Annotated in this window: 20 protein-coding genes; all 20 read left to right on the plus strand. The window is 43.4% G+C overall.

The genetic code is table 11. The annotated features are described in order from the left end of the window. Positions 1–217 precede the first annotated feature (217 nt). The 20 genes from rpsB (at position 218) to tilS (ending at position 23,182) form a co-directional block, all read left to right on the plus strand. The gene (gene rpsB, locus DXX94_RS17655; RefSeq protein ID WP_116000803.1) at positions 218–946 is read left to right on the plus strand and encodes a 30S ribosomal protein S2; all 729 of its coding nucleotides are present in this window, start codon (positions 218–220) and stop codon (positions 944–946) included. 95 nt (positions 947–1,041) lie between these two features. Further along, a complete protein-coding gene (gene tsf, locus DXX94_RS17660) occupies positions 1,042–1,881 on the plus strand; it encodes a translation elongation factor Ts (RefSeq protein WP_116000801.1) in 840 nt (279 codons plus the stop codon). 564 nt (positions 1,882–2,445) lie between these two features. Further along, positions 2,446–3,135, plus strand: coding sequence for a hypothetical protein (locus DXX94_RS17665; protein WP_147302311.1), 690 nt, complete (start codon positions 2,446–2,448; stop codon positions 3,133–3,135). 55 nt (positions 3,136–3,190) lie between these two features. After that, entirely contained in the window at positions 3,191–3,571 is a 381-nt protein-coding gene (locus DXX94_RS17670) for a DUF4345 family protein (protein ID WP_116017923.1), read from the plus strand. Positions 3,572–3,727: 156 nt separating this feature from the next. Next, positions 3,728–4,468: a UMP kinase gene (pyrH, locus tag DXX94_RS17675; protein WP_116000796.1), complete on the plus strand. Its 741-nt coding sequence runs from the start codon at positions 3,728–3,730 to the stop codon at positions 4,466–4,468. Between the two features lie 61 nt (positions 4,469–4,529). Next, on the plus strand, positions 4,530–5,051 hold the full coding sequence (frr, locus tag DXX94_RS17680) for a ribosome recycling factor (protein WP_374188852.1): 522 nt from the start codon (positions 4,530–4,532) through the stop codon (positions 5,049–5,051). 68 nt (positions 5,052–5,119) lie between these two features. Next, positions 5,120–5,872: a polyprenyl diphosphate synthase gene (gene uppS / locus DXX94_RS17685; RefSeq protein WP_116017925.1), complete on the plus strand. Its 753-nt coding sequence runs from the start codon at positions 5,120–5,122 to the stop codon at positions 5,870–5,872. A 12-nt stretch (positions 5,873–5,884) separates the two neighbouring features. Then, positions 5,885–6,751 carry a phosphatidate cytidylyltransferase gene (locus DXX94_RS17690; protein WP_116017927.1) on the plus strand — a complete coding sequence of 289 codons (867 nt, stop codon included), beginning with the start codon at positions 5,885–5,887 and terminating at the stop codon, positions 6,749–6,751. A gap of 27 nt (positions 6,752–6,778) precedes the next feature. Further along, positions 6,779–7,990 (plus strand): 1-deoxy-D-xylulose-5-phosphate reductoisomerase, encoded by a 1,212-nt coding sequence (ispC, locus tag DXX94_RS17695; RefSeq protein ID WP_116017929.1) that lies wholly within the window; start codon positions 6,779–6,781, stop codon positions 7,988–7,990. Positions 7,991–8,000: 10 nt separating this feature from the next. After that, entirely contained in the window at positions 8,001–9,356 is a 1,356-nt protein-coding gene (gene rseP / locus DXX94_RS17700; protein WP_116017931.1) for a sigma E protease regulator RseP, read from the plus strand. Positions 9,357–9,383: 27 nt separating this feature from the next. Then, on the plus strand, positions 9,384–11,858 hold the full coding sequence (gene bamA, locus DXX94_RS17705) for an outer membrane protein assembly factor BamA (RefSeq protein ID WP_116017933.1): 2,475 nt from the start codon (positions 9,384–9,386) through the stop codon (positions 11,856–11,858). 54 nt (positions 11,859–11,912) lie between these two features. Next, positions 11,913–12,425 (plus strand): OmpH family outer membrane protein, encoded by a 513-nt coding sequence (locus tag DXX94_RS17710; protein WP_116000789.1) that lies wholly within the window; start codon positions 11,913–11,915, stop codon positions 12,423–12,425. A 288-nt stretch (positions 12,426–12,713) separates the two neighbouring features. Next, a complete protein-coding gene (gene lpxD, locus DXX94_RS17715; protein ID WP_116018631.1) occupies positions 12,714–13,751 on the plus strand; it encodes a UDP-3-O-(3-hydroxymyristoyl)glucosamine N-acyltransferase in 1,038 nt (345 codons plus the stop codon). A gap of 1 nt (position 13,752) precedes the next feature. Then, positions 13,753–14,205 (plus strand): 3-hydroxyacyl-ACP dehydratase FabZ, encoded by a 453-nt coding sequence (gene fabZ / locus DXX94_RS17720; RefSeq protein ID WP_116000787.1) that lies wholly within the window; start codon positions 13,753–13,755, stop codon positions 14,203–14,205. 3 nt (positions 14,206–14,208) lie between these two features. After that, positions 14,209–14,979, plus strand: coding sequence for an acyl-ACP--UDP-N-acetylglucosamine O-acyltransferase (gene lpxA, locus DXX94_RS17725; protein ID WP_116017935.1), 771 nt, complete (start codon positions 14,209–14,211; stop codon positions 14,977–14,979). Positions 14,980–14,993: 14 nt separating this feature from the next. Next, a complete protein-coding gene (gene lpxB / locus DXX94_RS17730) occupies positions 14,994–16,232 on the plus strand; it encodes a lipid-A-disaccharide synthase (RefSeq protein ID WP_116017937.1) in 1,239 nt (412 codons plus the stop codon). A 90-nt stretch (positions 16,233–16,322) separates the two neighbouring features. Beyond that, positions 16,323–16,943 (plus strand): ribonuclease HII, encoded by a 621-nt coding sequence (rnhB, locus tag DXX94_RS17735; protein WP_116017939.1) that lies wholly within the window; start codon positions 16,323–16,325, stop codon positions 16,941–16,943. A gap of 98 nt (positions 16,944–17,041) precedes the next feature. Then, the gene (gene dnaE, locus DXX94_RS17740) at positions 17,042–20,542 is read left to right on the plus strand and encodes a DNA polymerase III subunit alpha (RefSeq protein WP_116017941.1); all 3,501 of its coding nucleotides are present in this window, start codon (positions 17,042–17,044) and stop codon (positions 20,540–20,542) included. A 68-nt stretch (positions 20,543–20,610) separates the two neighbouring features. Then, positions 20,611–21,567: an acetyl-CoA carboxylase carboxyl transferase subunit alpha gene (gene accA, locus DXX94_RS17745; RefSeq protein ID WP_116017943.1), complete on the plus strand. Its 957-nt coding sequence runs from the start codon at positions 20,611–20,613 to the stop codon at positions 21,565–21,567. A 145-nt stretch (positions 21,568–21,712) separates the two neighbouring features. Further along, on the plus strand, positions 21,713–23,182 hold the full coding sequence (gene tilS, locus DXX94_RS17750; protein ID WP_116017945.1) for a tRNA lysidine(34) synthetase TilS: 1,470 nt from the start codon (positions 21,713–21,715) through the stop codon (positions 23,180–23,182). The last annotated feature ends 80 nt before the right edge of the window (positions 23,183–23,262 follow it).

Here is a 23,262-nt window from a genome sequence, read left to right on the forward strand (position 1 = left end):
TTGGTGGGTAACTTATTCAATAACAGTTGCCGGTCAGTAGTAGCGGTAAGTCATAGCATTATTAACTTAAGTCGTGTTATCTCTTGATGAGAAACACATTTTTATAAACTCACATACATCTTGCAGAGGTATACCCGGGGTGCTCCAAGCGTAATTTAACGCTGCTATGAGTCGTGTATATCGGATGTATGGACGCTTAACCCCAAGAGGAAAAATTATGCCAAACGTTTCTATGCGCGACATGCTTAAAGCAGGTGTTCACTTCGGTCACAAAACTCGTTACTGGAACCCTAAAATGAAGCCATTCATTTTCGGTGCGCGCGACAAAGTTCATATCATCAACCTAGAACAAACTGTTCCAATGTTCAACGACGCTTTAGCTTTCTTATCTGGCATCTCTGCTAAGAAAGGTAAAATCTTATTCGTTGGTACTAAGCGTGCAGCTAGCGAAGCAGTTCGAGAAGCAGCAATCAAAGCTGACCAATTCTACGTTGATCACCGTTGGTTAGGTGGTATGTTGACTAACTGGAAAACAGTTCGTCAATCAATCAAACGTTTAAAAGACCTAGAAGCTCAAAGCACTGACGGTACATTCGACGCTTTAACTAAGAAAGAAGCGTTAATGCGTACTCGTGAAATGGAAAAGCTTGAGAAGAGCCTTGGTGGTATTAAAAACATGGGTGGTTTACCTGATGCTTTATTCATCATCGACGCTGATCACGAGCATATTGCTGTTAAAGAAGCAAACAACCTAGGTATTCCAGTAGTAGCTGTAGTTGATACTAACTCAAACCCAGACGGTGTTGATTACATCGTGCCTGGTAACGACGATGCGATCCGTGCGATCTCTCTATACACAGATGCAGTAGCTAACGCTGTTGTTGAAGGTCGTGAGCAAAACATCGCTGTTGCTGCTGAAAAAGACGGTTTCGTTGAAGCGGAATAATCGCTTTTACTAACACTCTTTAATTTATCTGCAATGTCAGGCTCCCATACTTGGCATTGCAGACTCTAGATTTTTATATATTGAGGAATTAACTCATGGCAATTACTGCTGCATTAGTTAAAGAATTACGCGACCGTACTGGCGCAGGCATGATGGATTGTAAAAAAGCCCTTCAGGAAACTGACGGTGATATGGAACTTGCGATCGAAAACATGCGTAAGTCTGGTCAAGCAAAAGCTGCTAAAAAAGCGGGTAACATCGCTGCTGAAGGCCAAATCATCATTAAAGACGGCGCATTAGTAGAAGTTAACTGTCAAACTGACTTCGTTGCAAAAGACGAAAACTTCTTAAACTTTGCTAACAAAGTTGCTGACGCTGCTGCCGCTGAAAAATTATCTATCGAAGACTTACAAGCTAAGTTCGAAGAAGAGCGTGTTGCTTTAGTTGCTAAAATCGGTGAAAACATCAACGTACGTCGCGTAGCATACGTTGAAGGTGCTAACCTAGCTTCTTACAAGCACGGTGCAAAAATTGGTGTTGTTGTTGCTGGTGAAGGTGACGCTGAAACACTTAAGCACATGGCAATGCACGTTGCTGCGTCTAAGCCTGAGTTCATCAACCCTGAAGATGTACCAGCTGACGTAGTAGAAAAAGAAAAAGCTATCCAAATCGACATCGCGATGAACGAAGGCAAGCCTGCTGAAATCGCTGAGAAAATGGTTACTGGCCGCATGAAGAAATTCACTGGTGAAATTTCTTTAACGGGTCAAGCTTTCATCATGGAACCAAAGAGCACTGTTGGTCAGGTTCTTAAAGAAAAAGCAACTTCAGTTTCTGCATTCGTTCGCCTAGAAGTAGGTGAAGGTATCGAGAAGAAAGAAGAAGATTTCGCAGCAGAAGTTGAAGCACAAATCGCTGCAGCTAAAGGCGAATAATTTAAATTAGCTATTAGCTAGTTTAAATAAAGCTTTCTAAAAACCGCTCAATTGAGCGGTTTTTTATTTCCGATAATAAGTGTTAGTCTATGCCTTAAACAAAGGCTTATTGTCCAACCCATTAATCTATCCTGTCTCATCCGCGATTTTCTAATTCCAGCTCAGCTCATAGTTTTAACCTAATTTTACTTAGTTTTGTTGAAAGCTTTCTGATTAATAAAATACTTACTAAGCTAATAAATGTTATGTAGGAATTTACCTATTTATCTTAATCCCCTTAATGTAAAGCTAGCTTTCGTAAAGGGTTACAGCAGTCTCCTCGAATATAAAATTTCTGCTGCCCTCTAATGATCGTGTTGTCAAATAAAAAACTAATAAACCTTAAAAAGGTAATGCTGATTTGGCGTAGATAAGTCGTACAAGTTGACAGGAAGCTATTTGGACTATTTCTATGCCATAAAAGTAACTTGCTAATTATCCAAAAATTATGAAGTAAATTAATGCTTAATCACTAGAGGCATAAAATGAAAAATACTATTACAACCAATAGGTTATTTTTTTTGTTTGTTGTTTAGCATTAGCTGCTTCTGTTCCTCAGCAGAGCAGACACAAAAAGAGCTTTTGACCATATGTATTGGGCAAGCATCGAGTTCTGCAAAAAATATCAAACTTGATACTTTTATGGCGGAATTGTTTGAAACAACCAACCTTAACCCTAAATTGTTTTTTAGCCCAGCTAAAAGAGCTGAATACTTATTTAAAGTCGGTAAGTGCGGTGGCTTTTTTGTATCGTCCAGTGACTTTCCTACACAAATTGATCGATATGATATCGTCTACGTACCTGAGCCTATTATGAATGTGGATGTCGACGCATTTGTGCTCAAGGAAGGTGTTTGTAGTGCAGAGCATAGCTGTTTGAGCAGTCTTGTTAAGTCACAAGTGCTCGGTGTTTTTCGCTCTCATGCACTTTTCAAGTACCTTCAAACCAAAACGAGAGCGTCAATAGTAGAAATAACGTTATTGGATCAGGGCGTCAAAATGCTTGAACAAAGCAGATTAGATGTGCTCGTAATACCAAATGTCATTATCGAAACAAGAGGACTGTCGAAGGTCGAAAGCGTTGCGTCAGTTGAACTATATCTATGGCTAGACAAAAAACATGCGCCCTATGTGAACGAAATTTCATCACAAATTCGACGTTTAAAAACAGAGCCTCTATGGAAATCTATATTTCATACGAATAATTCTAGTTAGGTTTTGACTACATAAGTAATGTAGTCTTTACGTATTTAGCTTCACCGGAATTTGAATGGCAAAACTATTATGTTACACAACTGCGGTTTTCTTTTTGCTTTACGGCTTAGGGTTTATCTTTTTCCCAATTGAAATGGCGCTCTTGATAACCGATGCAAGTCCAACGAGTACTTCCGCTATTATTGATTTTCGAGCCACGTATGGCGGCGCACAATTGGCCATTGGTTTGCTGCTACTACTCATTGTAAAAGTTCGAAATGATATTGACTTAGCATTAACACTGGTTGCGCTTTTGTTGCTATCAATGGCATTGGGTCGCCTTACAGGTATAGTGATTGATGGTGACCCAAATCTCATCATGTGCATTTATCTAGCCGCAGAATTGGCATTTGGCGTTATGGCATTGTGGTTAAAGCTGCGCTTAAAAGTGGAGTAAAATATCTAATTCGCATATTAAATAACCGCTTTTTTCTATTAAAACGCCGCTAAATTCCCTTTCTTTATTTAAAGCTTTAGATGTTTTGTAAAAACCATTAAAATAGCCGCGGTCAATTTCGGCTGCGACAGTTTTATCTACAGGAATCTTGAGCTTATGAGCACCAACCCTAAACCTACGTATCGTCGTATTCTTCTAAAACTCAGTGGTGAAGCCCTTATGGGTGATGAAGGTTTCGGTATTGATCCGAAAATTCTTGACCGCATGGCGCAAGAAATTAAAGAACTCGTTGAGTTAGGTATTCAAGTAGGCTTAGTGATCGGTGGTGGTAACTTATTCCGTGGTGCAGGTCTTGCTGAAGCGGGCATGAACCGTGTTGTTGGCGACCAAATGGGTATGCTAGCAACCGTAATGAATGGTCTTGCGATGCGTGACGCACTTCACCGTGCTTTTGTAAATGCGCGTTTAATGTCGGCAATCGACTTAGCTGGCGTGTGTGACACATACAACTGGGCTGATGCGATTGGCATGTTAAAGTCAGGTCGCGTGGTGATTTTCAGTGCCGGTACAGGTAACCCATTCTTTACCACAGATTCAGCTGCGTGTTTACGCGGTATCGAAATTGAAGCTGACGCTGTATTAAAAGCGACAAAAGTTGATGGCATTTACTCGGAAGATCCGGTAAAAAATCCAGAAGCAACTTTATACAGCCACTTAACTTACCAAGAAGTGCTAGAAAAAGAATTAAAAGTAATGGACTTAGCGGCCTTTACCCTAGCGCGTGATCACAGCATGCCAATTCGTGTATTCAACATGAACAAGCCAGGCGCATTAAAAAGTGTGGTAATGGGCCAAGCTGAAGGCACAACCATAGATCACGCCGAAAACTTAGATTAATTGTTCAGTATTAAGGAATATCCAAGTGATTGAAGATATTAAAAAAGATGCAGAAACTCGCATGAGTAAGAGCATCGAATCATTAAAAACAAATTTAAATAAAATCCGTACGGGTCGTGCGCATCCTTCACTATTGGACAACATTTCAGTAGATTACTACGGTGCTGACACACCACTTAACCAAGTGGGTAACGTTTCAGTTCCAGATGCACGCACATTAGCGATTACTGTGTTTGATAAATCAATGATCGGCGCTGTTGAAAAAGCGATTTTATCATCTGATTTAGGTTTAAACCCGTCTTCACAAGGCACGCTTATTCGCATTCCATTGCCGCCGCTGACTGAAGAACGTCGTAAAGATTTAGTAAAAGTGGTTAAAGGTGAAGGTGAGAACGGTAAAATTGCCATTCGCAACATTCGCCGTGATGCAAACTCTGATGTGAAAACACTGAACAAAGAAAAAGAAATCAGTGATGACGAGATGCACCAAGCGGAAGATGAAATCCAAAAAATCACCGACAAATATGTGAAGCAAGTAGACCAACTACTGGTTGAAAAAGAAGCGGAATTAATGGAAATATAATTTTCCAGCGAAAGGAATACACGCCGTAGTGAAGTTTTACTACGGCGTTTTTATATAGTGAGATTTAAGTGTCAAATATCTCTGAATTAGAAACTTCAGCTATCAGCGCACCGCAGCATGTTGCCATCATTATGGATGGCAATGGGCGTTGGGCTCAGCAGCAGGGCAAAAAACGCGTTTTTGGTCACAAGTCTGGTGTTGAGTCTGTTCGTGCTTCGGTTACCGCCGCTCGCAAAATGGGCGTAAAAGCGTTAACCCTATTCGCTTTTAGTAGCGAGAACTGGTTGCGACCTGAAGAAGAAGTTTCGGTATTAATGGAACTGTTTATGTTAGTGCTAAATCGCGAAGTAAAGCGCTTGCATAAAAACGATATAAAATTTCGAGTGATTGGTGATGTGTCGCGTTTCTCTGACAAACTACAAGAAAAAATCAGAGCCGCAGAGCAACTCACCGAGCACAATCAAGGCATGGTGTTATCTGTTGCAGCAAACTATGGTGGTCGTTGGGATATTGCCCATGCCGCCAGAAAGTTAGCTGCACAAGTTCAAGCTAATGAAATTTCAACTGCTGACATCAACGAGGAGTTGTTACACCAGCATACTAGCTTGGCAGATATGCCAGAATTAGACTTACTTATTCGCACAGGTGGTGACCACCGTATTAGTAACTTTTTACTGTGGCAGGCGGCTTATGCGGAGTTTTACTTCACTGATACCCTATGGCCTGACTTTAACGAAAACGAGTTTAATAAAGCGGTGGACACTTTTTGCCAACGCGAACGACGTTTTGGTCAAACTGGTGAGCAAGTAAAACAACAATAAAAGGAATATCGCTTGTTAAAGCAAAGAATTCTTACGGCCGTTGTCTTAGCGCCGTTAGCTATTGCGGCAATCTTCTATTTGCCGTTGCCTCTGTTCGGCGCATTAATGGTTGCTATTATGGCCATTGGTGCATGGGAGTGGGGCCCATTAATGGGCTTTGCTCGTAAAACCCGTCGTTTATTTTTCGTATTTGCCAGTGTCGTTATTTTAGGGGCGATTTGGTCCTTTATGCCGCCAGAGTCCTTATGGCTTGAAAAAGGCGTACTGCAACAAAATGCTATCTACATATTGTGGCTTGCAGTTGCATGGTGGGCATTGTCGGCATTATTAACATTCTTGTACCCGAGATTTAGCTCATTTTGGTCAAGCCATCGCTCGATTCGAGGTGTCTTTGGCTGGCTAACGTTAGTACCTGCTTGGCTTGCGTTTATGGTGATCCGTTCAAGCGAATACCAAACCGACCCATATCATGGTGCACAGCTAATTATGTTCTTGTTCTTGATGGTGTGGAGCGCTGATATTGGTGCGTACTTTGTGGGTAAATCAATTGGTAAACACAAACTAATGCCAAATGTAAGCCCAGGTAAAACGTTAGAGGGTTTCTTCGGTGGTATCGCTTCTGCCTGTTTGCTGGTGGTTACCGCTGGCAAAATCATTGATTGGAACGCAGAGCAGTTCGCCATTGTACTTCCTGTAACGATTGTCATTACGACTATTTCTGTATTAGGTGATTTAAACGAGAGCATGTTTAAGCGCCAAGCAGGGGTGAAAGACAGTGGTTCGATTTTACCGGGTCATGGCGGTGTACTTGATCGCATTGATAGTTTAACCGCGACTGCGCCAATTTACGCACTGTGCTACGTGCTAATTGGCTGGTAAGCAGCTCAGTGTTTATTTGTGATTAGTATGCAGCAACATCAACTTTGTATTTTAGGTTCGACGGGTTCTATTGGTGAAAGCACCTTAGATATTGTTAGGCGCCACCCTGAACGTTTTACTGTCATTTCAATGTCAGCAAACTCTCGCGTTGAGAATATGTTAGCGCAGTGTATTGAGTTTAAACCACAATATGTGGTGATGGGCTGCCAAGAAACGGCGACAAAACTGTCAACGTTATTAGTTGAAAATGGTATAGCCAATATTGACGTCAGCTATGGTGAACAAGCCTTGTGTGATATCGCGAGCAGTGACCAGGTTGATACGGTCATGGCAGCAATTGTTGGTTCATCTGGCTTAATGCCAACGCTATCTGCCGTTAAAACAGGTAAGCGAGTATTGCTGGCAAATAAAGAATCGTTAGTCACTTCCGGCCAAATCTTTATCGACGCGGTGAAAGCGTCAGGCGCAAAGCTACTACCTATAGATAGCGAGCACAATGCGATATTCCAGTGTTTACCAGAGTTTGAACAGCACAGGCCGGGCGAATGCCAACTAGCCGATAATGGTATTAGCAAAATTTTACTTACGGGCTCTGGTGGACCGTTTCGCACTAAGCCCGTTAGTGAGTTAGCGGATGTAACACCAGAGCAAGCGGTAGCTCACCCGAATTGGGACATGGGTAAGAAAATCTCGGTAGACTCTGCCACTATGATGAATAAAGGCTTGGAGTTTATTGAAGCGAAGTGGTTATTCAATGTTGAACCGTCGCAAATTCAGGTGGTACTGCACCCGCAAAGTACCATTCATTCAATGGTGCAATACAAAGATGGCTCAGTGATCGCGCAAATGGGTAATCCAGATATGCGTACGCCAATTGCTCATGCCATGGCATACCCAGAGCGTATTGATGCAGGCGTTGAACCGCTTGATTTTTTCAATACCAAACCATTTGAGTTTGAAGCGGTTGATTTTGAGCGCTACCCAAATTTAAAGCTAGCGATAGATGCCTGCTCCCAAGGCCAAGCGGCTTGTACCGCGCTTAATGCTGCTAATGAAATTGCAGTTGAAGCCTTCTTAAATTACCAAATCAAATTTACCGACATTTTCCGTATTAATGAATTATCGGTGCAGCAATTTGTCTCACAACAAGTGACTACGATTGATGACGTTATTTCGTTAGACGCAAATGTGCGCGTATATGCTAAAGATCAACTAGCAAAATTAATGGAAAGCGAGTGAGGTTGAGCAAATGTTTGATGTGATTTGGAATCTAGCCTCTTTTGTTGTTGCTCTTGGCATCTTAGTGACTGTGCACGAGTACGGTCATTTTTGGGTAGCACGAAAATGTGGGGTGCAAGTAGATCGCTTTTCGGTTGGTTTTGGCAAACCAATTTGGCGACGAACGGACAAACACGGTACTGAGTTTGTCGTAGCGCTTATTCCACTCGGTGGTTACGTTAAAATGCTCGACGAGCGAGTTAACGATGTACCACCAGAAAAAGCTCATCTTGCCTTTAACAATAAATCTGTCTATCAGCGCATCGCAATCATTGCTGCCGGCCCGCTAGCCAACTTCGCTTTTGCCATTGTTGCTTTCTATTTAATGTTTTTAATTGGTGTGCCCAGTGTAAAACCTTACATTGGCGAGTTAACGCCTAATTCGATTGCGGCACAAGCCAAGCTGCCCGTTAACGGCGAAATCGTTGAGGTCGCAGGCAAGTCTGTGAAAGATTGGCAAGATATTAATATGGCGTTGGTGGGCGAGATTGGCCAATCGTCCATTGCCATTAAAGCGAGACAACCAGACAGCGTTTATGCCAAAGAGTTCACGCTAGACACCTCTGACTGGCAATTTGCACCAGAGAAAACCTCGTCATTAGCAAGCTTAGGCATTGTGCCATTTTCTCCTAAAGTCCATACCGAGATAGCGGCGATTGGAGAGGGAAGTGCCGCTGCGAGAGTTGGTTTACAAATAGGTGATACACTGTTGTCAATTAATGGTGAGACCATCAATAATGACTGGCGATTTTTTGCGACTGAGATAAAAGCCTTAGCCAAACAAGAGGTTGCCTTGACTCTGTTACGTAACGGTCAGCAAGTAGCACTAACGGTTGTTCCAGATGCTCGTGAAGTCAATGGTAAATTAGTCGGTTATCTTGGAATTTCACCTAAGTTAGATCCTTGGCCAGAGGGGCATAGAATCACCATTGCTCACGGCGTTTTGGGAAGTTTTCCTGAAAGTATGGAACGTACATGGAATTTAGTGGTCTTAAGTTTCGAAATGATTGGCAAGTTAATCACTGGTGATGTGTCAGTGAAGAACTTAAGTGGGCCAATTTCCATCGCACAAGGCGCAGGAAATAGTGCTGGCTATGGATTCGTTTATTTTTTGGGCTTTTTAGCGTTAATTAGCATTAATTTAGGAATAATTAACCTTTTACCGTTACCAGTACTTGATGGCGGCCATTTACTTTATTACCTTATAGAGCTTTTAACAGGAAAGCCTGTACCAGAAAAAATTCAAGAGTTGGGATTTCGATTCGGGGCACTTGCGTTACTCACCTTAATGAGCATCGCCATCTTTAACGATATATCGCGGCTTTAATAAAAAGAAGTAAACAAAGTTACACTTATGATGATTAAAAAAATTGCCTTAGCGGTTCTATTAGGCACCTTAGGCACGTCTGTACAAGCTTCAGATGACTTCCAAGTTGAAGATATCCAAATCAGAGGGCTACAGCGTGTCGCGTTAGGCGCAGCATTAACGCATATTCCATTTAATGTTGGCGACACCCTAAACGAATTCCGCGTATCACAATCGATAAAAGCTTTGTATAAATCCGGCCACTTTAACAACATTCAGGTGTTTAAAGACGGCAATCGCGTTATTTATAGCGTTCAAGAGCGTGAAACTATTAGTGAGATCACCTTTGAAGGCAATAGTGACCTTAAAGACGAGCAACTTACGCAAAGTCTAGACGACAGTAATATTCGCGTAGGTGAAACGCTTGACCGTACAGTTATTTCAGGCATCGAGATGGGTTTGGAAGACTTCTACCACAGTGTTGGTAAGTACAACGCTAATGTTAAGGCTGAAGTTACTCACCTACCGCGCAATCGAGTTAACTTAAAGTTTGTTTTTGAAGAAGGCGACGCCGCTGCGATTGAACAGATTAACTTAGTGGGTAATGAAGTCTTTACAGACGAGGAAGTGCTTAAGAACATTGAGCTAACTTATGACTCGCCATGGTGGGACTTCTTGGCGCAAGACCGCTATCAAAAGCAAACCCTGCAAGGGGACATGGAAACCATTGAAAGTTTCTATTTAGATCGCGGTTACTTGCGCTTTAAAGTCGATTCGACTCAAGTGTCGATGACGCCAAATAAAGAGCAAGTTTATATTGCCCTGAACGTCACCGAAGGTGAAAAGTACACGGTTAGCGAAGTTGACTTTATCGGTGACATGGCGGGGTTTGAGCAAACGATTCGCGCGATTAACCCGTTAAAAGCTGGCAAGTTATATAACGGCGCAGAAGTTACTTACACTGAAGAAACTATTAGCCGTTTCTTAGGCCGATTCGGTTACGCTTACCCTAAAGTCACCACCATTCCAGAAATCAATGATGACGATAAAACCGTTAAGCTGTCGATTTCAGTTGACCCTGGTAAGCGTATTTACGTAAACCGCATCAACTTTAAAGGTAACCATGTGACTGCCGATCGCGTATTGCGTCGCGAGCTTCGTCAAATGGAAGGTGCATGGTTATCAAACAGTTTGGTAGAAGGCTCAAAAGCGCGTTTATCACGCTTGCCTTACATGGAAACTGTTGAATTTGAAACCACCCAGCTACCGGGTGAAGAAGATATGGTAAACGTTGACTTTGATGTAAAAGAGCAACCTTCAGGCTCATTTACCGCGGGTATTGGCTATGGCTCGCAAACTAACTTAAGTTTAAATGCGGGTGTTCAGCAAAATAACTTCTTAGGAACGGGTAACCGATTAGCATTTAATATTAATACGGTAAGTTACTCACGTGCGGTGAGCGTGTCATACACAGATCCATACTTCACTGTTGACGGTATTTCACTTGGTGGCTCTTTGTACTACAACGAGTTCGATGCAGGTAGTGCAAACTTAGTTGAATACGAAAACAAAACCTATGGTGTTGGCGTAAACCTTGGTTTCCCAATCAACGAATATGTACGCGTTAACTTTGGCTTAGGTTACAAGAGTAACGGTATTACGCGTTTACAAACCTATGAGCAAATTCAACGCTTCTACGAATTATACTCAGATCCGGATGATCCGGACGCGAGATTAACGTTTGAAACCTTTGATTTATCAGCCGGTATTTCACGTTCAACCCTTAACCGTGGTACTTTCCCAACGGCGGGTTCACAACAAAGCTTTTCTGCGAAAATAACAACGCCGAATTCAGACGTTAACTTCTTTAAGTTAAATTTAAAAACGAAGTGGTACTTCCCGTTAACTCGTGATCAAAAATGGACGGTCTTAACACGCTTTGAAGCGGGTTACGCGAACGGTTACGATACCATCAATGGTAATGACCAAATTTTACCATTCTGGGAAAACTTCAGAGCAGGTGGTTCAGACACGCTACGTGGCTTTGAAAACAACGTTGTTGGCCCACGTGCGATCTTTAGGCGTCCAACCGCAATTGGCGGTACACCGGACCCTGTTGGTAATGGTGGCGCCTGTTGTTTAGGCCCAGACCATGACATTATTGATATTTCACGAAATTCAGTAGGTGGTAACGCTCTTGCCATTGGTGGTGTGGAGCTAGTATTCCCATTACCGTTTGTTGACGAAGGCTTCTCGAACAGTGTACGAAGCAGCTTATTCGTTGATGTTGGTAATGTCTGGGATACCGAGTTTGATGTTGATGACTACCGCGACCTCGACCCGAACGAATTTATCAAGATTGATGATTATTCAGATATTGGCCGTTACCGTAGTTCGGCTGGTTTATCTGTACAATGGTTATCGCCAATGGGACCAATGATTTTTAGCTTTGCCAAAGCATTGAAAAAAGAAGATGGGGATGATACAAGTTTCTTCAGCTTTAACATTGGTCAAACATTCTAACCAGCAGCTGAGTTTGCTGAGATTATAATAAGTATTCATATTTAGGAGAAAACGTTGAAAAAGTTAATGAAAACATTGGCACTAACCACAGCAGCATCAAGCATGTTGTTAGCTGGCTCTGCTATGGCACAAAAAATTGCCGTTGTTAACTTCCAAGAAGTAATGACAAAGATTCCTCAAACTGCTGCTGTAATGCAAAAGTTAGAAACTGAATTTAAAGACGAAAAAGCTGTACTTGCGCAATTGGAAAAAGACATTAAGTACTTTCAAGAAAAGAAAAAGCGTGATTCTTCGTTAATGACTGACAAAGAAAAGACGGATCTTGATAAAGAAATTGCGACTAAATTCCAAGAATACCAAACGAAAGGCAAAGACTTTCAGCAAAAAACGCAAGTTCGTCAAAACGAAGAAACTTCAAAAATTATCGCTTTAGTTCGTCAAGCAATCGACAACATTGCAGCGAAAGAAAAGTACGATATGGTTATTGAGCAAAAAGCGGTAGTTTTCTCAAAGCCTGAAACTAGCATTACTGAACAAGTAGTTGAGCAAGTAAGTAAGCTAAACTAAATACCAATCCGCTTAATAATATGCTCAACTCAGAGCTATTTCAGCGGTTCAAGTACAAGAAAAACTTTTGCTGATATAGTCATTCTACATCAAGAAAGTTTTGCGCAGTAATTGTGGCGCTGAAAAGCTCCCGAAGGGCTCGGCTAAAACACTTTACTGCGTTGTTGCATGTTTTTGAAATAGAATAACTATGTCGAGCAAACATGCGCCTTGCATTAAAGCGTTTTATCCCAAGCTGAGTGAGCATTTATTTATGTGGATTGGTATCAGACAATTCGGAAAAAGAACATTGCAATGAGTTATACCCTAACTGATATTGCAAAGCATATTGGCGCGACTGTTAAGGGAGATGGCAACATTTCCGTTAGCAGTCTTGCTACATTAGCGACTGCAAAAAATGATCAAATTGCCTTCCTGGCAAACAGTAAATACCAAAACCAACTGAAAGACACACAAGCCTGCGCGGTAATTGTAACGCCTGATATGGCTGAGCAATGTCAAACCAATGCCTTGGTGATGGATAACCCTTACATGGGCTATGCATTAACAGCTAAGCTGCTAGACCACACTCCAGCATCAGCGACCAATATTCATTCAACTGCGGTTATTGATGATAGCGCTGTTATTGGTGAAGGTGTGGCGATTGGTGCTAATGCCGTCATTGAAGCAGGCGCCTCAATCGCTGATGGGGCAATGATTGGCGCGGGATGTTTCATTGGTAAACATGCCCAAATTGGCGCGAATACTAAGCTGTGGTCGAACATTAGTGTTTACCATGAAGTTCAGATTGGTAGTGATTGTTTAATACAAGCCAATACAGTGATTGGTGCCGATGGTTTTGGCTATGCACCACACCAAGGCCAATGGCATAAAATACCACAACTGGGTCGTGTTATTATTGGCGATCGCGTAGAAATTGGTGCAAGCACCACAGTCGATCGCGGCGCACTAGAAGACACTATAATTGGTGACGGTTGTATCATTGATAACCAAGTGCAAATTGCCCATAACGTGGTGATTGGTAAAAATACTGCAATTGCTGGCTGCACAGTGGTGGCTGGAAGTGTTAAAATTGGCAACAACTGTACTATTGGTGGTATGGCGGCAATCAATGGTCATATCGAAATTGCTGACAATGTTGTATTTACCGGTATGTCAATGGTCACCAAAGGGGTTAAAGAATCCGGTGTCTATTCGTCAGGTATACCTGCCCAGCCAAATAAAGACTGGAACAAAATGAATGCTCGATTGCGCAAGCTAGATGTGATGGCCAAGAAAATTACCTCATTAGAAAAAACGCTTAACGAGCAGCAAAAGGAAAGTTAAGTTGGAAAGAGAACCAAACACAATTGATGTGGAAGAGATCCAAAAACTCATCCCACATCGCTACCCAATGTTATTAATTGACCGCGTTGTTGATTTCGAGCCAGGCAAATGGCTGCATGGTATTAAAAACGTTACTGTCAACGAGCCAGTTTTTACTGGTCACTTCCCAGGATATTCGATCTTTCCGGGTGTGATGATTTTAGAGAGCTTAGCACAAGCAACAGGTGTGCTAGGCTTTAAGTCAACTGAAGGCCGCAATGACGGCGAGATGTACTTATTTGCATCGATTGACAACGCTAAATTTAAAAAGCCAGTTGTGCCGGGCGATACCATGCACCTGCACGTTGAATTTCTAAAAGAACGCCGCGGCATGTGGAAGTTCTACGGTGAAGCACGCGTTGACGGCAAAGTCGTTTGTAGTGCTGACCTAATGTGTGCAAGACGAGAGTTATAATCTGTGATCCACGAACAAGCGATTATCGAGCCGGGTGCTCAAATAGGTGAAAACGTATCCATTGGACCTTGGACGTATGTTGGCAAGGATGTCGTCATTGGCGATAACTGTGATATTCGCTCGAATGTTGTCATCAAAGGGCCAACGACCATTGGTAAAGGCAACACAATTTATCAGTTCGCGACCATTGGTGAAGATTGCCAAGATTTAAAATACGCAGGTGAGCCAACTCAACTGATTATTGGCGATAACAACACTTTCCGTGAGTGTTGTACCATCCATCGCGGCACAATTCAGGACAATAGCCTGACACAAATCGGCAGTAACAACCTGTTTATGGCCTACACCCATGTGGCTCACGACTGCATGGTTGGAAGCAACTGTATTATGGCGAACAACGCCTCTATTGCTGGCCATGTACATGTTGGCGATTGGGCAATTTTAGGTGGCATGGTCGGTGTTCATCAGTTCTGCCACATAGGTGCGCACAGCTTCATTGCTGCGAACTCCTTAGTACTAAAAGATGTGCCGCCTTTCGTGATGGCATCAGGCCATGGCGCTTCGCCGTTTGGCTTAAACTCGGAAGGCCTAAAGCGCCGTGGTTTTGCAAAAGAAACGATTTTAGCTATTCGCCGCGCCTACAAAGAAGTGTACCGTAAAGGGCTAAATGTGGATGACGCGCTAGTGGGTGTTAACGAATTAGCCAAAGACCATGAAGCCGTGAATGATTTTGCCGAGTTTATTAAAAGCTCGCAGCGCGGCATTATTCGTTAATTCTTCACTTACAAATGTCGACCTTACCTTCTCAAGTGACCAGTGAACCAGCTGGTCACAATACAAATAAAAAGCCTCAAAATAACTCCCAAAGCCAATCCCAAAATAAATCTCAAAGCGACGCTCCGGTGATTGCCATCGTCGTTGGCGAGCACTCAGGTGACACCTTGGGTGAAGGTTTGATGAAGGCCATTCTTGAAAAGCAGCCGAATGCTAAATTTATCGGTATTGGTGGCCCGAAAATGAATGCGCTGGGTTTTGAAAGTCTTTATGCCATGGATGAATTGGCGGTAATGGGCATTGTTGAAGTGCTTGGTCGTATTCGTCGTCTACTGCATATTCGCAAGTCGCTAACCGAATATTTTACCCAAAACAAGCCAGATGTATTTATTGGTATAGACGCGCCAGATTTTAACCTAACGCTTGAGCAGCGTTTAAAAACATCGGGTATTAAAACCGTCCATTATGTAAGCCCGTCAGTATGGGCATGGCGTGAAAAGCGCGTATTTAAAGTGCAGGCAGCAACTAACTTGGTACTTGCTTTATTGCCGTTTGAAAAAGCCTTCTACGATAAATACCAAGTGCCATGTCAGTTTGTCGGTCATTCTTTAGCAGATGATATACCGCTGGTATCAGACAAGGCAGCGGCACGAGAAGAGCTTGGGCTTGAGCAAACAGGCAAAGTGTTAGCCTTAATGCCGGGCAGCCGTGGCGGCGAGCTATCGCGTTTAGTTGAACCGTTTTTACTATCGGCCAAACAATTATTGGCAGAAGATCCCGCATTAACCTTTGTTGTGCCGATGATTTCAGAAAAGCGTGCTGAGCAATTTAATGCGCTTCACCAAGAAATAGCGCCAGAGTTGCCAATCAAACTGTTTATTGGCAAGACGCAAGCGGTAATGTCTGCTAGTGATTGTTTGTTGACTGCATCAGGGACAGTCACACTAGAAGCGGCATTAATTAAACGACCAATGGTGATCACTTATCGCTTTAATTGGCTGACTTATCAAATGGGCAAGATCATGGTGAAGTTAAAACACTTCTCGCTGCCTAACTTGCTTGCCGACAAGGCCTTAGTGCCAGAGCTTTTACAAGATGATGTAACGCCTGAGAATATTGTGCCACTGCTAAAAGAGCGACTGTATCAAGACCAATCGTCTCTCAACCAAGCCTTTACCGATATTCACTTAACGCTCAAGCAAGACGCCAGTCAGCAAGCAGCAAAGGCTGTGCTTGAATTGATGCAGGCATAAACCTTTTAGGTTTGAGTGCATTAAAGATATTACCAAGGGCGCAGTAGCGCCCTTATTTGTTAACCCAACACTTTCAATAGAAGTCTAACTATGACAACTCGTAAAAAAGCCGAATTACCACCGTTTGAATACCCCGTTGCTTACTGTATCGCTGGTGTTGATGAAGTCGGGCGAGGCCCATTAGTCGGTGATGTGGTTACTGCCGCGGTAATTTTAGATATGGATAACCCGATTGAAGGGTTAATGGACTCGAAAAAACTGTCAGAGAAAAAGCGTGCACTGCTTGCTGAAGAGATCAAAGAAAAAGCCGTTGCTTGGGCAATTGGCCGTGCAACACCAGAAGAAATCGACACTATCAATATTTTGCATGCCACTATGCTGGCGATGCAGCGTGCAGTTGCTGATTTAAATGTGACGCCAGATTATGTGCTAATTGATGGTAATCGCTGTCCAGAGTTAGGTATTCCATCGCAGGCTGTGGTCAAAGGTGATGCCCGTGTAGCTGAAATTAGTGCCGCGTCAATTCTCGCTAAGGTTGAGCGCGACAACGATATGATTGAATTGGATAAGCAACATCCTGAGTTTGGCTTTGCCAAACACAAAGGTTATCCAACCAAAGCGCACTTTGAAAAAATAGCTGAACTTGGCGTGTTAGACTGTTATCGTAAAAGTTTTAAGCCAGTTGCTGCAATTGTTAACGGTAGCAAGTAGTTTTCTTTAGTAAATCATTGAAATAAAACATTAATAATAAAAAGAATGTAGCTGATTTCAGCGTTCGTATAAGCAATACAGAAGATAAGCCCAACTAGATGTCAGAGCCAGTAACACAAACCGATCCTAAATTTATTCACTTACGAGTCCACAGTGACTTTTCGATGAGTGACGGCTTAGCGAAAATGAAGCCGATTATTGGCAAGGCCGAATCGCTAAATATGCCCGCGATTGGCATTAGCGATCAGACTAACTTGTGTGGTTTGGTAAAGTTTTATCACGGCTGTCACGGTGCCGGTATTAAGCCAATTATTGGTACTGACTTTTGGGTAAAAAGCAACGAGTTGGAAGATGAACTGTTTCGCCTTGTGGTGATTGCATCTGACAATACTGGCTATAAAAACCTGACAGAGCTTATTTCAAAAGCCTATTTACGTGGTCATGTGCAAGGTAAAGCGGTACTGGATAAGGAATGGTTAGTTGAGCATGCCGAAGGCATTATTTTGCTCTCTGGTGGTCGTGAAGGGGATGTTGGTAAGGCACTGTTAAAAGGTAACCAAGCACTGGTTGCTGAAATGGTCAGCTTTTATCAAAACCATTTTGCCGACAGATACTATCTTGAGCTGATTCGCACTGGCCGACAAGACGAAGAAACCTACCTGCATTTAGCCGTTGAGCTGGCAAGTGCGCAAGGCTTACCTGTGGTCGCTACTAACGAAGTGGTATTTCTTAACCCTGAAGATTTCGATGCTCACGAAATCCGCGTGGCGATTCACGACGGTTTTACTCTTGATGATAAGCGTCGTCCAAAACGCTATTCGCCGCAGCAATACCTACGCTCTGAAGAAGAAATGTGTGAGCTGTTTTCAGACATTCCTGAAGCACTTGCTAACTCGGTAGAAATTGCCAAACGCTGTAATGCCACTGTGCGTCTTGGCGAATACTTCCTGCCTGATTTCCCAACCGAGGGGATGAAGATTGATGACTTCCTTGTCAAAGTGTCGGAAGAAGGCTTACAAGAGCGTTTAGAGTTCTTATTTGATAAAGACGCACCGGACTTTGCAGAAAAGCGTCAACCCTATGATGAGCGTCTAAAAATCGAGTTAGACGTTATCAATAATATGGGCTTCCCCGGTTACTTCTTGATCGTTATGGAGTTTATCCAGTGGAGTAAGGATAACGATATTCCAGTAGGTCCAGGGCGTGGCTCTGGTGCTGGTTCACTTGTGGCTTATGCGCTAAAAATTACCGACCTAGACCCACTAGAATTTGACCTGCTATTCGAGCGCTTCCTTAACCCAGAACGTATCTCAATGCCGGATTTCGATGTCGATTTCTGTATGGATCGCCGCGATGAGGTAATCGATCATACCGCCGAGCTTTATGGCCGTGATGCGGTATCGCAAATTATTACCTTTGGTACCATGGCGGCAAAAGCGGTAATACGCGATGTTGGTCGTGTATTAGGTCACCCATACGGTTTTGTTGACCGCATTTCTAAGTTAATTCCCGGTGATCCTGGGATGACACTGGCAAAAGCCTTTGACGTTGAACCTAAGCTGCCAGAAATTTATGAGCAAGACTCGGAAGTTAAAGATTTAATTGATATGTGTCGTATCTTGGAAGGAACGACACGTAATGCGGGTAAACACGCTGGTGGTGTTGTTATCTCGCCCACGACGATCACAGATTTTGCGCCGCTTTACTGTGACGATGAAGGTAAAAACCCGGTTACTCAATTCGATAAAAACGATGTTGAAGATGCAGGCCTGGTTAAGTTTGACTTCCTTGGTCTTCGAACGCTGACTATCTTGCAGTGGGCGATTAATATGGCGAATGAAAAAATCGCCAAAACCGATGGTCAGCCCATTGATATCGCCGCCATACCGCTCGACGACAAAGACGCCTTTAAAGTCCTTTTAGCAGCGCAAACCACCGCCGTATTCCAGCTGGAATCGTCGGGTATGAAAGCGCTAATTGAAAAGCTAAAGCCTGACTGTTTTGAAGATATTATCGCACTGGTAGCCTTGTTTAGACCGGGGCCGCTCGATTCGGGCATGGTAGATAACTTTATCGAGCGTAAACACGGCCGTGAAGAAGTTTCTTACCCTGATGCAACTTGGCAGCACGAGTGGCTAAAACCTGTGCTTGAGCCAACCTACGGCATTATTCTCTACCAAGAGCAGGTAATGCAAATTGCACAGGTGCTTGCTGGCTATACGCTCGGTGGTGCGGATATGCTGCGCCGAGCCATGGGTAAGAAAAAGCCGGAAGAAATGGCAAAACAGCGTGCCGTGTTCGAAGAAGGAGCGAAAGGCCAAGGCGTCGATGGTGAATTGGCGATGAAAATCTTCGACTTGGTAGAAAAATTCGCTGGTTACGGTTTTAACAAGTCGCACTCGGCCGCATACGCGCTAGTTTCATACCAAACATTATGGATGAAAGCCCATTACCCTGAGCCGTTTATGGCCGCGGTAATGTCGGCAGATATGGATAACACCGATAAAATCGTGACCTTAGTGGATGAGTGCAACAATATGGATTTAACCTTGTTGCCACCAGATGTAAATTCAGGTCAGTATAAGTTTACCGTCAACGACGATAACGAAATTGTTTACGGCATTGGCGCGGTTAAAGGGGTTGGTGAAGGGCCAATTGAGGCGATTATTGAAGCCCGTGAAGCCGGTGGGCCATTCGCCGATTTATTCGATTTTTGTGCCCGTGTTGATATCAAGAAAACCAATAAACGCGTATTAGAGCGCTTAATTAAATCTGGTGCGATGGATAAGCTAGGGCCACATCGTGCAGCCATGTTTGAAACCTTGCCAGAGGCGATTAAGGCGGCAGAACAACACGCCAAAGCACAAGCATTAGGCCAAGATGATTTATTTGGCTTAATTAACGAGCAGCCAGAAGATACTCGCCAAACCTTTAAAGAAGTGCCCCATTGGCCAGAGCAAGAATGGCTGGAAGGGGAAAAAGAAACGCTTGGCTTATACCTAACAGGCCACCCCATTAATCGCTACCTTGCTGAGATTAAACATTATGCGTCTAGCCGATTAGTCGGCGTTCAACCGACAGGGCGCGATAAGTCTGCTACCTTGGTGGGCTTGGTCATTGGCGTTCGGGTGCTAGTTAACAAACGTGGGCGTCGCTGGGCGTTAGTCACGCTTGATGATCGCAGTGCGCGCCTTGATGTGCGACTCTTTCCAGACGATTATGATAGGTTTCAAGACCTTCTGGTTAACGATGCAATTTTGGTGTGTAGCGGACAGGTCAGCTTTGATGATTATTCTGGTGGATATACAATGTCCGGCCGAGATATAATCACGATCGCAGACGCCAGAGAAAATCACGTTAAATCTCTTGACCTTAACGTTGATAGCAGTCAAATCGGTGCGGATTTTATTGAACAATTTACGCAGGTATTGTCACCTTATAAAGACGGTACTTGCCCAGTGCGAGTTTTCTATAAACGCCAAGAGGCGCAAGGGATGCTTGAACTGGGCGTGCAGTGGCGGGTAACTCCCGCCGACATGTTATTGCACGAAATGAAACAACTGCTAGGTGAGGAAAACCTTGCTTTGCAATTCAAATAACAAAATACTGGTAACTAGGCTTAAATAAGCAAATATCAGTTAACGACAGGTTAGGTAGACCAACGCATATGTCATTAAATTTTTTAGACTTTGAACAACCGATTGCCGAACTAGAAGAAAAAATCGAAGAGCTGCAATTGGTTAACAACGGCCAAGAGCTGAATCTTGATTTAGAAGAGCAAATCAGCCAACTGCGTGATAAGAACAACGAACTAACGAAAAAAATCTACGCAAATTTAGACCCATGGCAAACGGCTCGTGTTGCTCGTCACCCGCAGCGTCCATACACACAAGACTACCTGAGCCGTATTTTTGATGAATTCGATGAATTAGCTGGCGACCGTGCCTATGCTGACGATAAAGCCATTGTTGGTGGTACTGCGCGCATAGACGGCAAGCCTGTGATGGTTATTGGTCATCAAAAAGGTCGTTCAACGGCTGAAAAAGTAAAACGTAACTTTGGTATGCCACGCCCTGAAGGTTACCGCAAAGCCTTGCGCCTAATGGAAATGGCAGAGCGTTTTAATATGCCAATTATTACTTTTATTGACACACCAGGCGCTTACCCAGGTGTGGGCGCGGAAGAGCGCGGTCAAAGTGAAGCGATTGCTCGTAACTTAAAAGTAATGGCGCGCTTAACTGTGCCAATTGTTTGTACGGTCATTGGTGAAGGCGGTTCAGGTGGGGCTCTTGCGATTGGTGTGGGTGACCGAGTGAACATGCTGCAATATTCTACCTATTCAGTAATTTCACCGGAAGGTTGTGCGTCAATCTTGTGGAAAACCGCAGAAAAAGCATCAACGGCGGCAGAGGCTATGGGTATTACTGCGAAACGCATTAAAGAACTTGAGCTGATTGACAATATTGTTGAAGAGCCATTAGGTGGGGCTCATCGCGATATGGATCACATGTCAGCGATGTTAAAGCAAGCGATTAAAGCTGACTTGACGTCACTTGAAGGTCTGTCGAAAGACGAGCTTATCGAAAAGCGTTACGAGCGCTTAATGTCGTTTGGCTACTGCTAGGCCAAATAAATAGGGCTAGGTCAAATAAATTGAGCTAAACCTGTTAATTTTAGGCAAAGCGAACCAAATCACGAAAAAGCGGCTATTAAGCCGCTTTTTTAATTGTTAATCTGTCACTTATTGCGACTTTTCCAATCTTTCCTTTATGAATACCGCGCTCGACAAACTTCGACAGCTTTTTAGCAAGTACTCTGGCTACCCTGTGATTGTTGCTTACAGTGGCGGCGCTGACTCACAAGTATTGCTGGATTTGGTTTGCCAAATATTAAAAGAAGAAAGCCGAATTACTCAAGGTACTGAAGAAGAAAAGCAACAAGCGCGTGTACGCGATTTGCTCGTCTGTCATATCCATCATGGCATAAGTGCTAATGCCGATAGCTGGCAGCAATTTGCTGAACAGGAATGCGAGCGCCGAGGTGTTGCCCTTAAAGTGGCCAAAGTCAGCTTAGCACTGGATAGTGGCGAAAGCATTGAAGCCTTGGCGCGTGAGGCGAGATATCAAGCGCTAACTGCTGCCAGTGAAAAGCCTGTGCTAATACTCACAGGGCACCATATTGATGATCAGCTAGAAACTATCTTGTTAGCGCTGAAACGTGGCTCGGGGGTTAAAGGCTTAGGGGCAATGGCAAGTGAGAGCGATTTAGCGCAGCACAAGCTATGTCGACCATTGTTATCGGTGTCACGTAGTGATATTGAAAGCTACGCAACGAAACAACGCCTTGATTGGGTAACCGATGAGTCAAATGCCGATAGTCGTTACGACCGCAACTTCTTGCGCAATGAAGTTATTCCTAGCTTAACTACACGTTGGCCAGTGTTTAGCCAAGCCGCAGCGCGCAGTGCTGAGCTTTGCCAGCAAAACCAGCAATTAGTAGATGAACTTGCCGCGCAAGATTTAGCAAGTTTTGATTACGAAGCAGGTTTAGCCATAGAAAAACTCGCTAAGCTTAGCGAAGCACGCTTCAATAACCTTATTCGCTACTTCCTCTCAGCTAAATTAACGCTGCCTGGGGGTGAAGCTATTCAAATGCCATCGCAAGCACAGCTGCAACAGCTTTATCAGCAACTTAATGTGGCAGAAGATAAAGTGCCAGAAGTTAAGCTAGGTAATGTTTGGGCACGGCGCTATAAAGGCCAGTTGTTTTTTACACCAAGCTTTGCAGATGTGAGTGAATTTACTGCCGAAATTAGGGTGACGGATCTAGCTAGCAATGCACAAACGGTTGAACTACCGGATGGCTTAGGTAAGTTAGTGGTTACCAAACTACAAGTGCCCGATACTGTAAATAATGCAACAAAAGAAAATGGGAAGCCAACTAGCTTAGTTGTTGCGATACCAGATTCAGTGAATAAGCTTGTTATTCAGTTTAATCATCATAACCCTAAAATTCTGCCGGATTATCGCGCCCATTCACGTTCGATGAAAAAGGTATTACAAGAGCTTAACATTGCGCCATGGCAGCGCAAGCGAATGCCGTTTGTTTATGCGAACTCAGAAGCAGGGGAGCTTGAGCTAATAACGATTCCAGACTACTTTATTTGTCAGCCTTTCTTGCCAAAAGCTCAAGGTAAAAAAGCGGTTTACCTTGCACTTGAGTGGCAAGCGCGTGCATAGCCGTTAAAAAACACGTTAGAATGCCTTGCATAAGATTTTTATAAATTTCATAACAACAAAAATATTGTTCCAGAGAGAAG

It is taken from the genome of Thalassotalea euphylliae (assembly GCF_003390375.1).
Lineage (GTDB): Bacteria > Pseudomonadota > Gammaproteobacteria > Enterobacterales > Alteromonadaceae > Thalassotalea_F > Thalassotalea_F euphylliae_A.

Coding starts and splice junctions, on each gene's coding strand:
- rpsB (WP_116000803.1), top strand. CDS start 218: ATGCCAAACGTTTCTATGCGCGACATGCTTAAAGCAGGTGTTCACTTC.
- tsf (WP_116000801.1), top strand. CDS start 1,042: ATGGCAATTACTGCTGCATTAGTTAAAGAATTACGCGACCGTACTGGC.
- DXX94_RS17670 (WP_116017923.1), top strand. CDS start 3,191: ATGGCAAAACTATTATGTTACACAACTGCGGTTTTCTTTTTGCTTTAC.
- pyrH (WP_116000796.1), top strand. CDS start 3,728: ATGAGCACCAACCCTAAACCTACGTATCGTCGTATTCTTCTAAAACTC.
- frr (WP_374188852.1), top strand. CDS start 4,530: ATGAGTAAGAGCATCGAATCATTAAAAACAAATTTAAATAAAATCCGT.
- ispC (WP_116017929.1), top strand. CDS start 6,779: ATGCAGCAACATCAACTTTGTATTTTAGGTTCGACGGGTTCTATTGGT.
- rseP (WP_116017931.1), top strand. CDS start 8,001: ATGTTTGATGTGATTTGGAATCTAGCCTCTTTTGTTGTTGCTCTTGGC.
- bamA (WP_116017933.1), top strand. CDS start 9,384: ATGATGATTAAAAAAATTGCCTTAGCGGTTCTATTAGGCACCTTAGGC.
- lpxB (WP_116017937.1), top strand. CDS start 14,994: ATGTCGACCTTACCTTCTCAAGTGACCAGTGAACCAGCTGGTCACAAT.
- rnhB (WP_116017939.1), top strand. CDS start 16,323: ATGACAACTCGTAAAAAAGCCGAATTACCACCGTTTGAATACCCCGTT.
- dnaE (WP_116017941.1), top strand. CDS start 17,042: ATGTCAGAGCCAGTAACACAAACCGATCCTAAATTTATTCACTTACGA.
- accA (WP_116017943.1), top strand. CDS start 20,611: ATGTCATTAAATTTTTTAGACTTTGAACAACCGATTGCCGAACTAGAA.
- tilS (WP_116017945.1), top strand. CDS start 21,713: ATGAATACCGCGCTCGACAAACTTCGACAGCTTTTTAGCAAGTACTCT.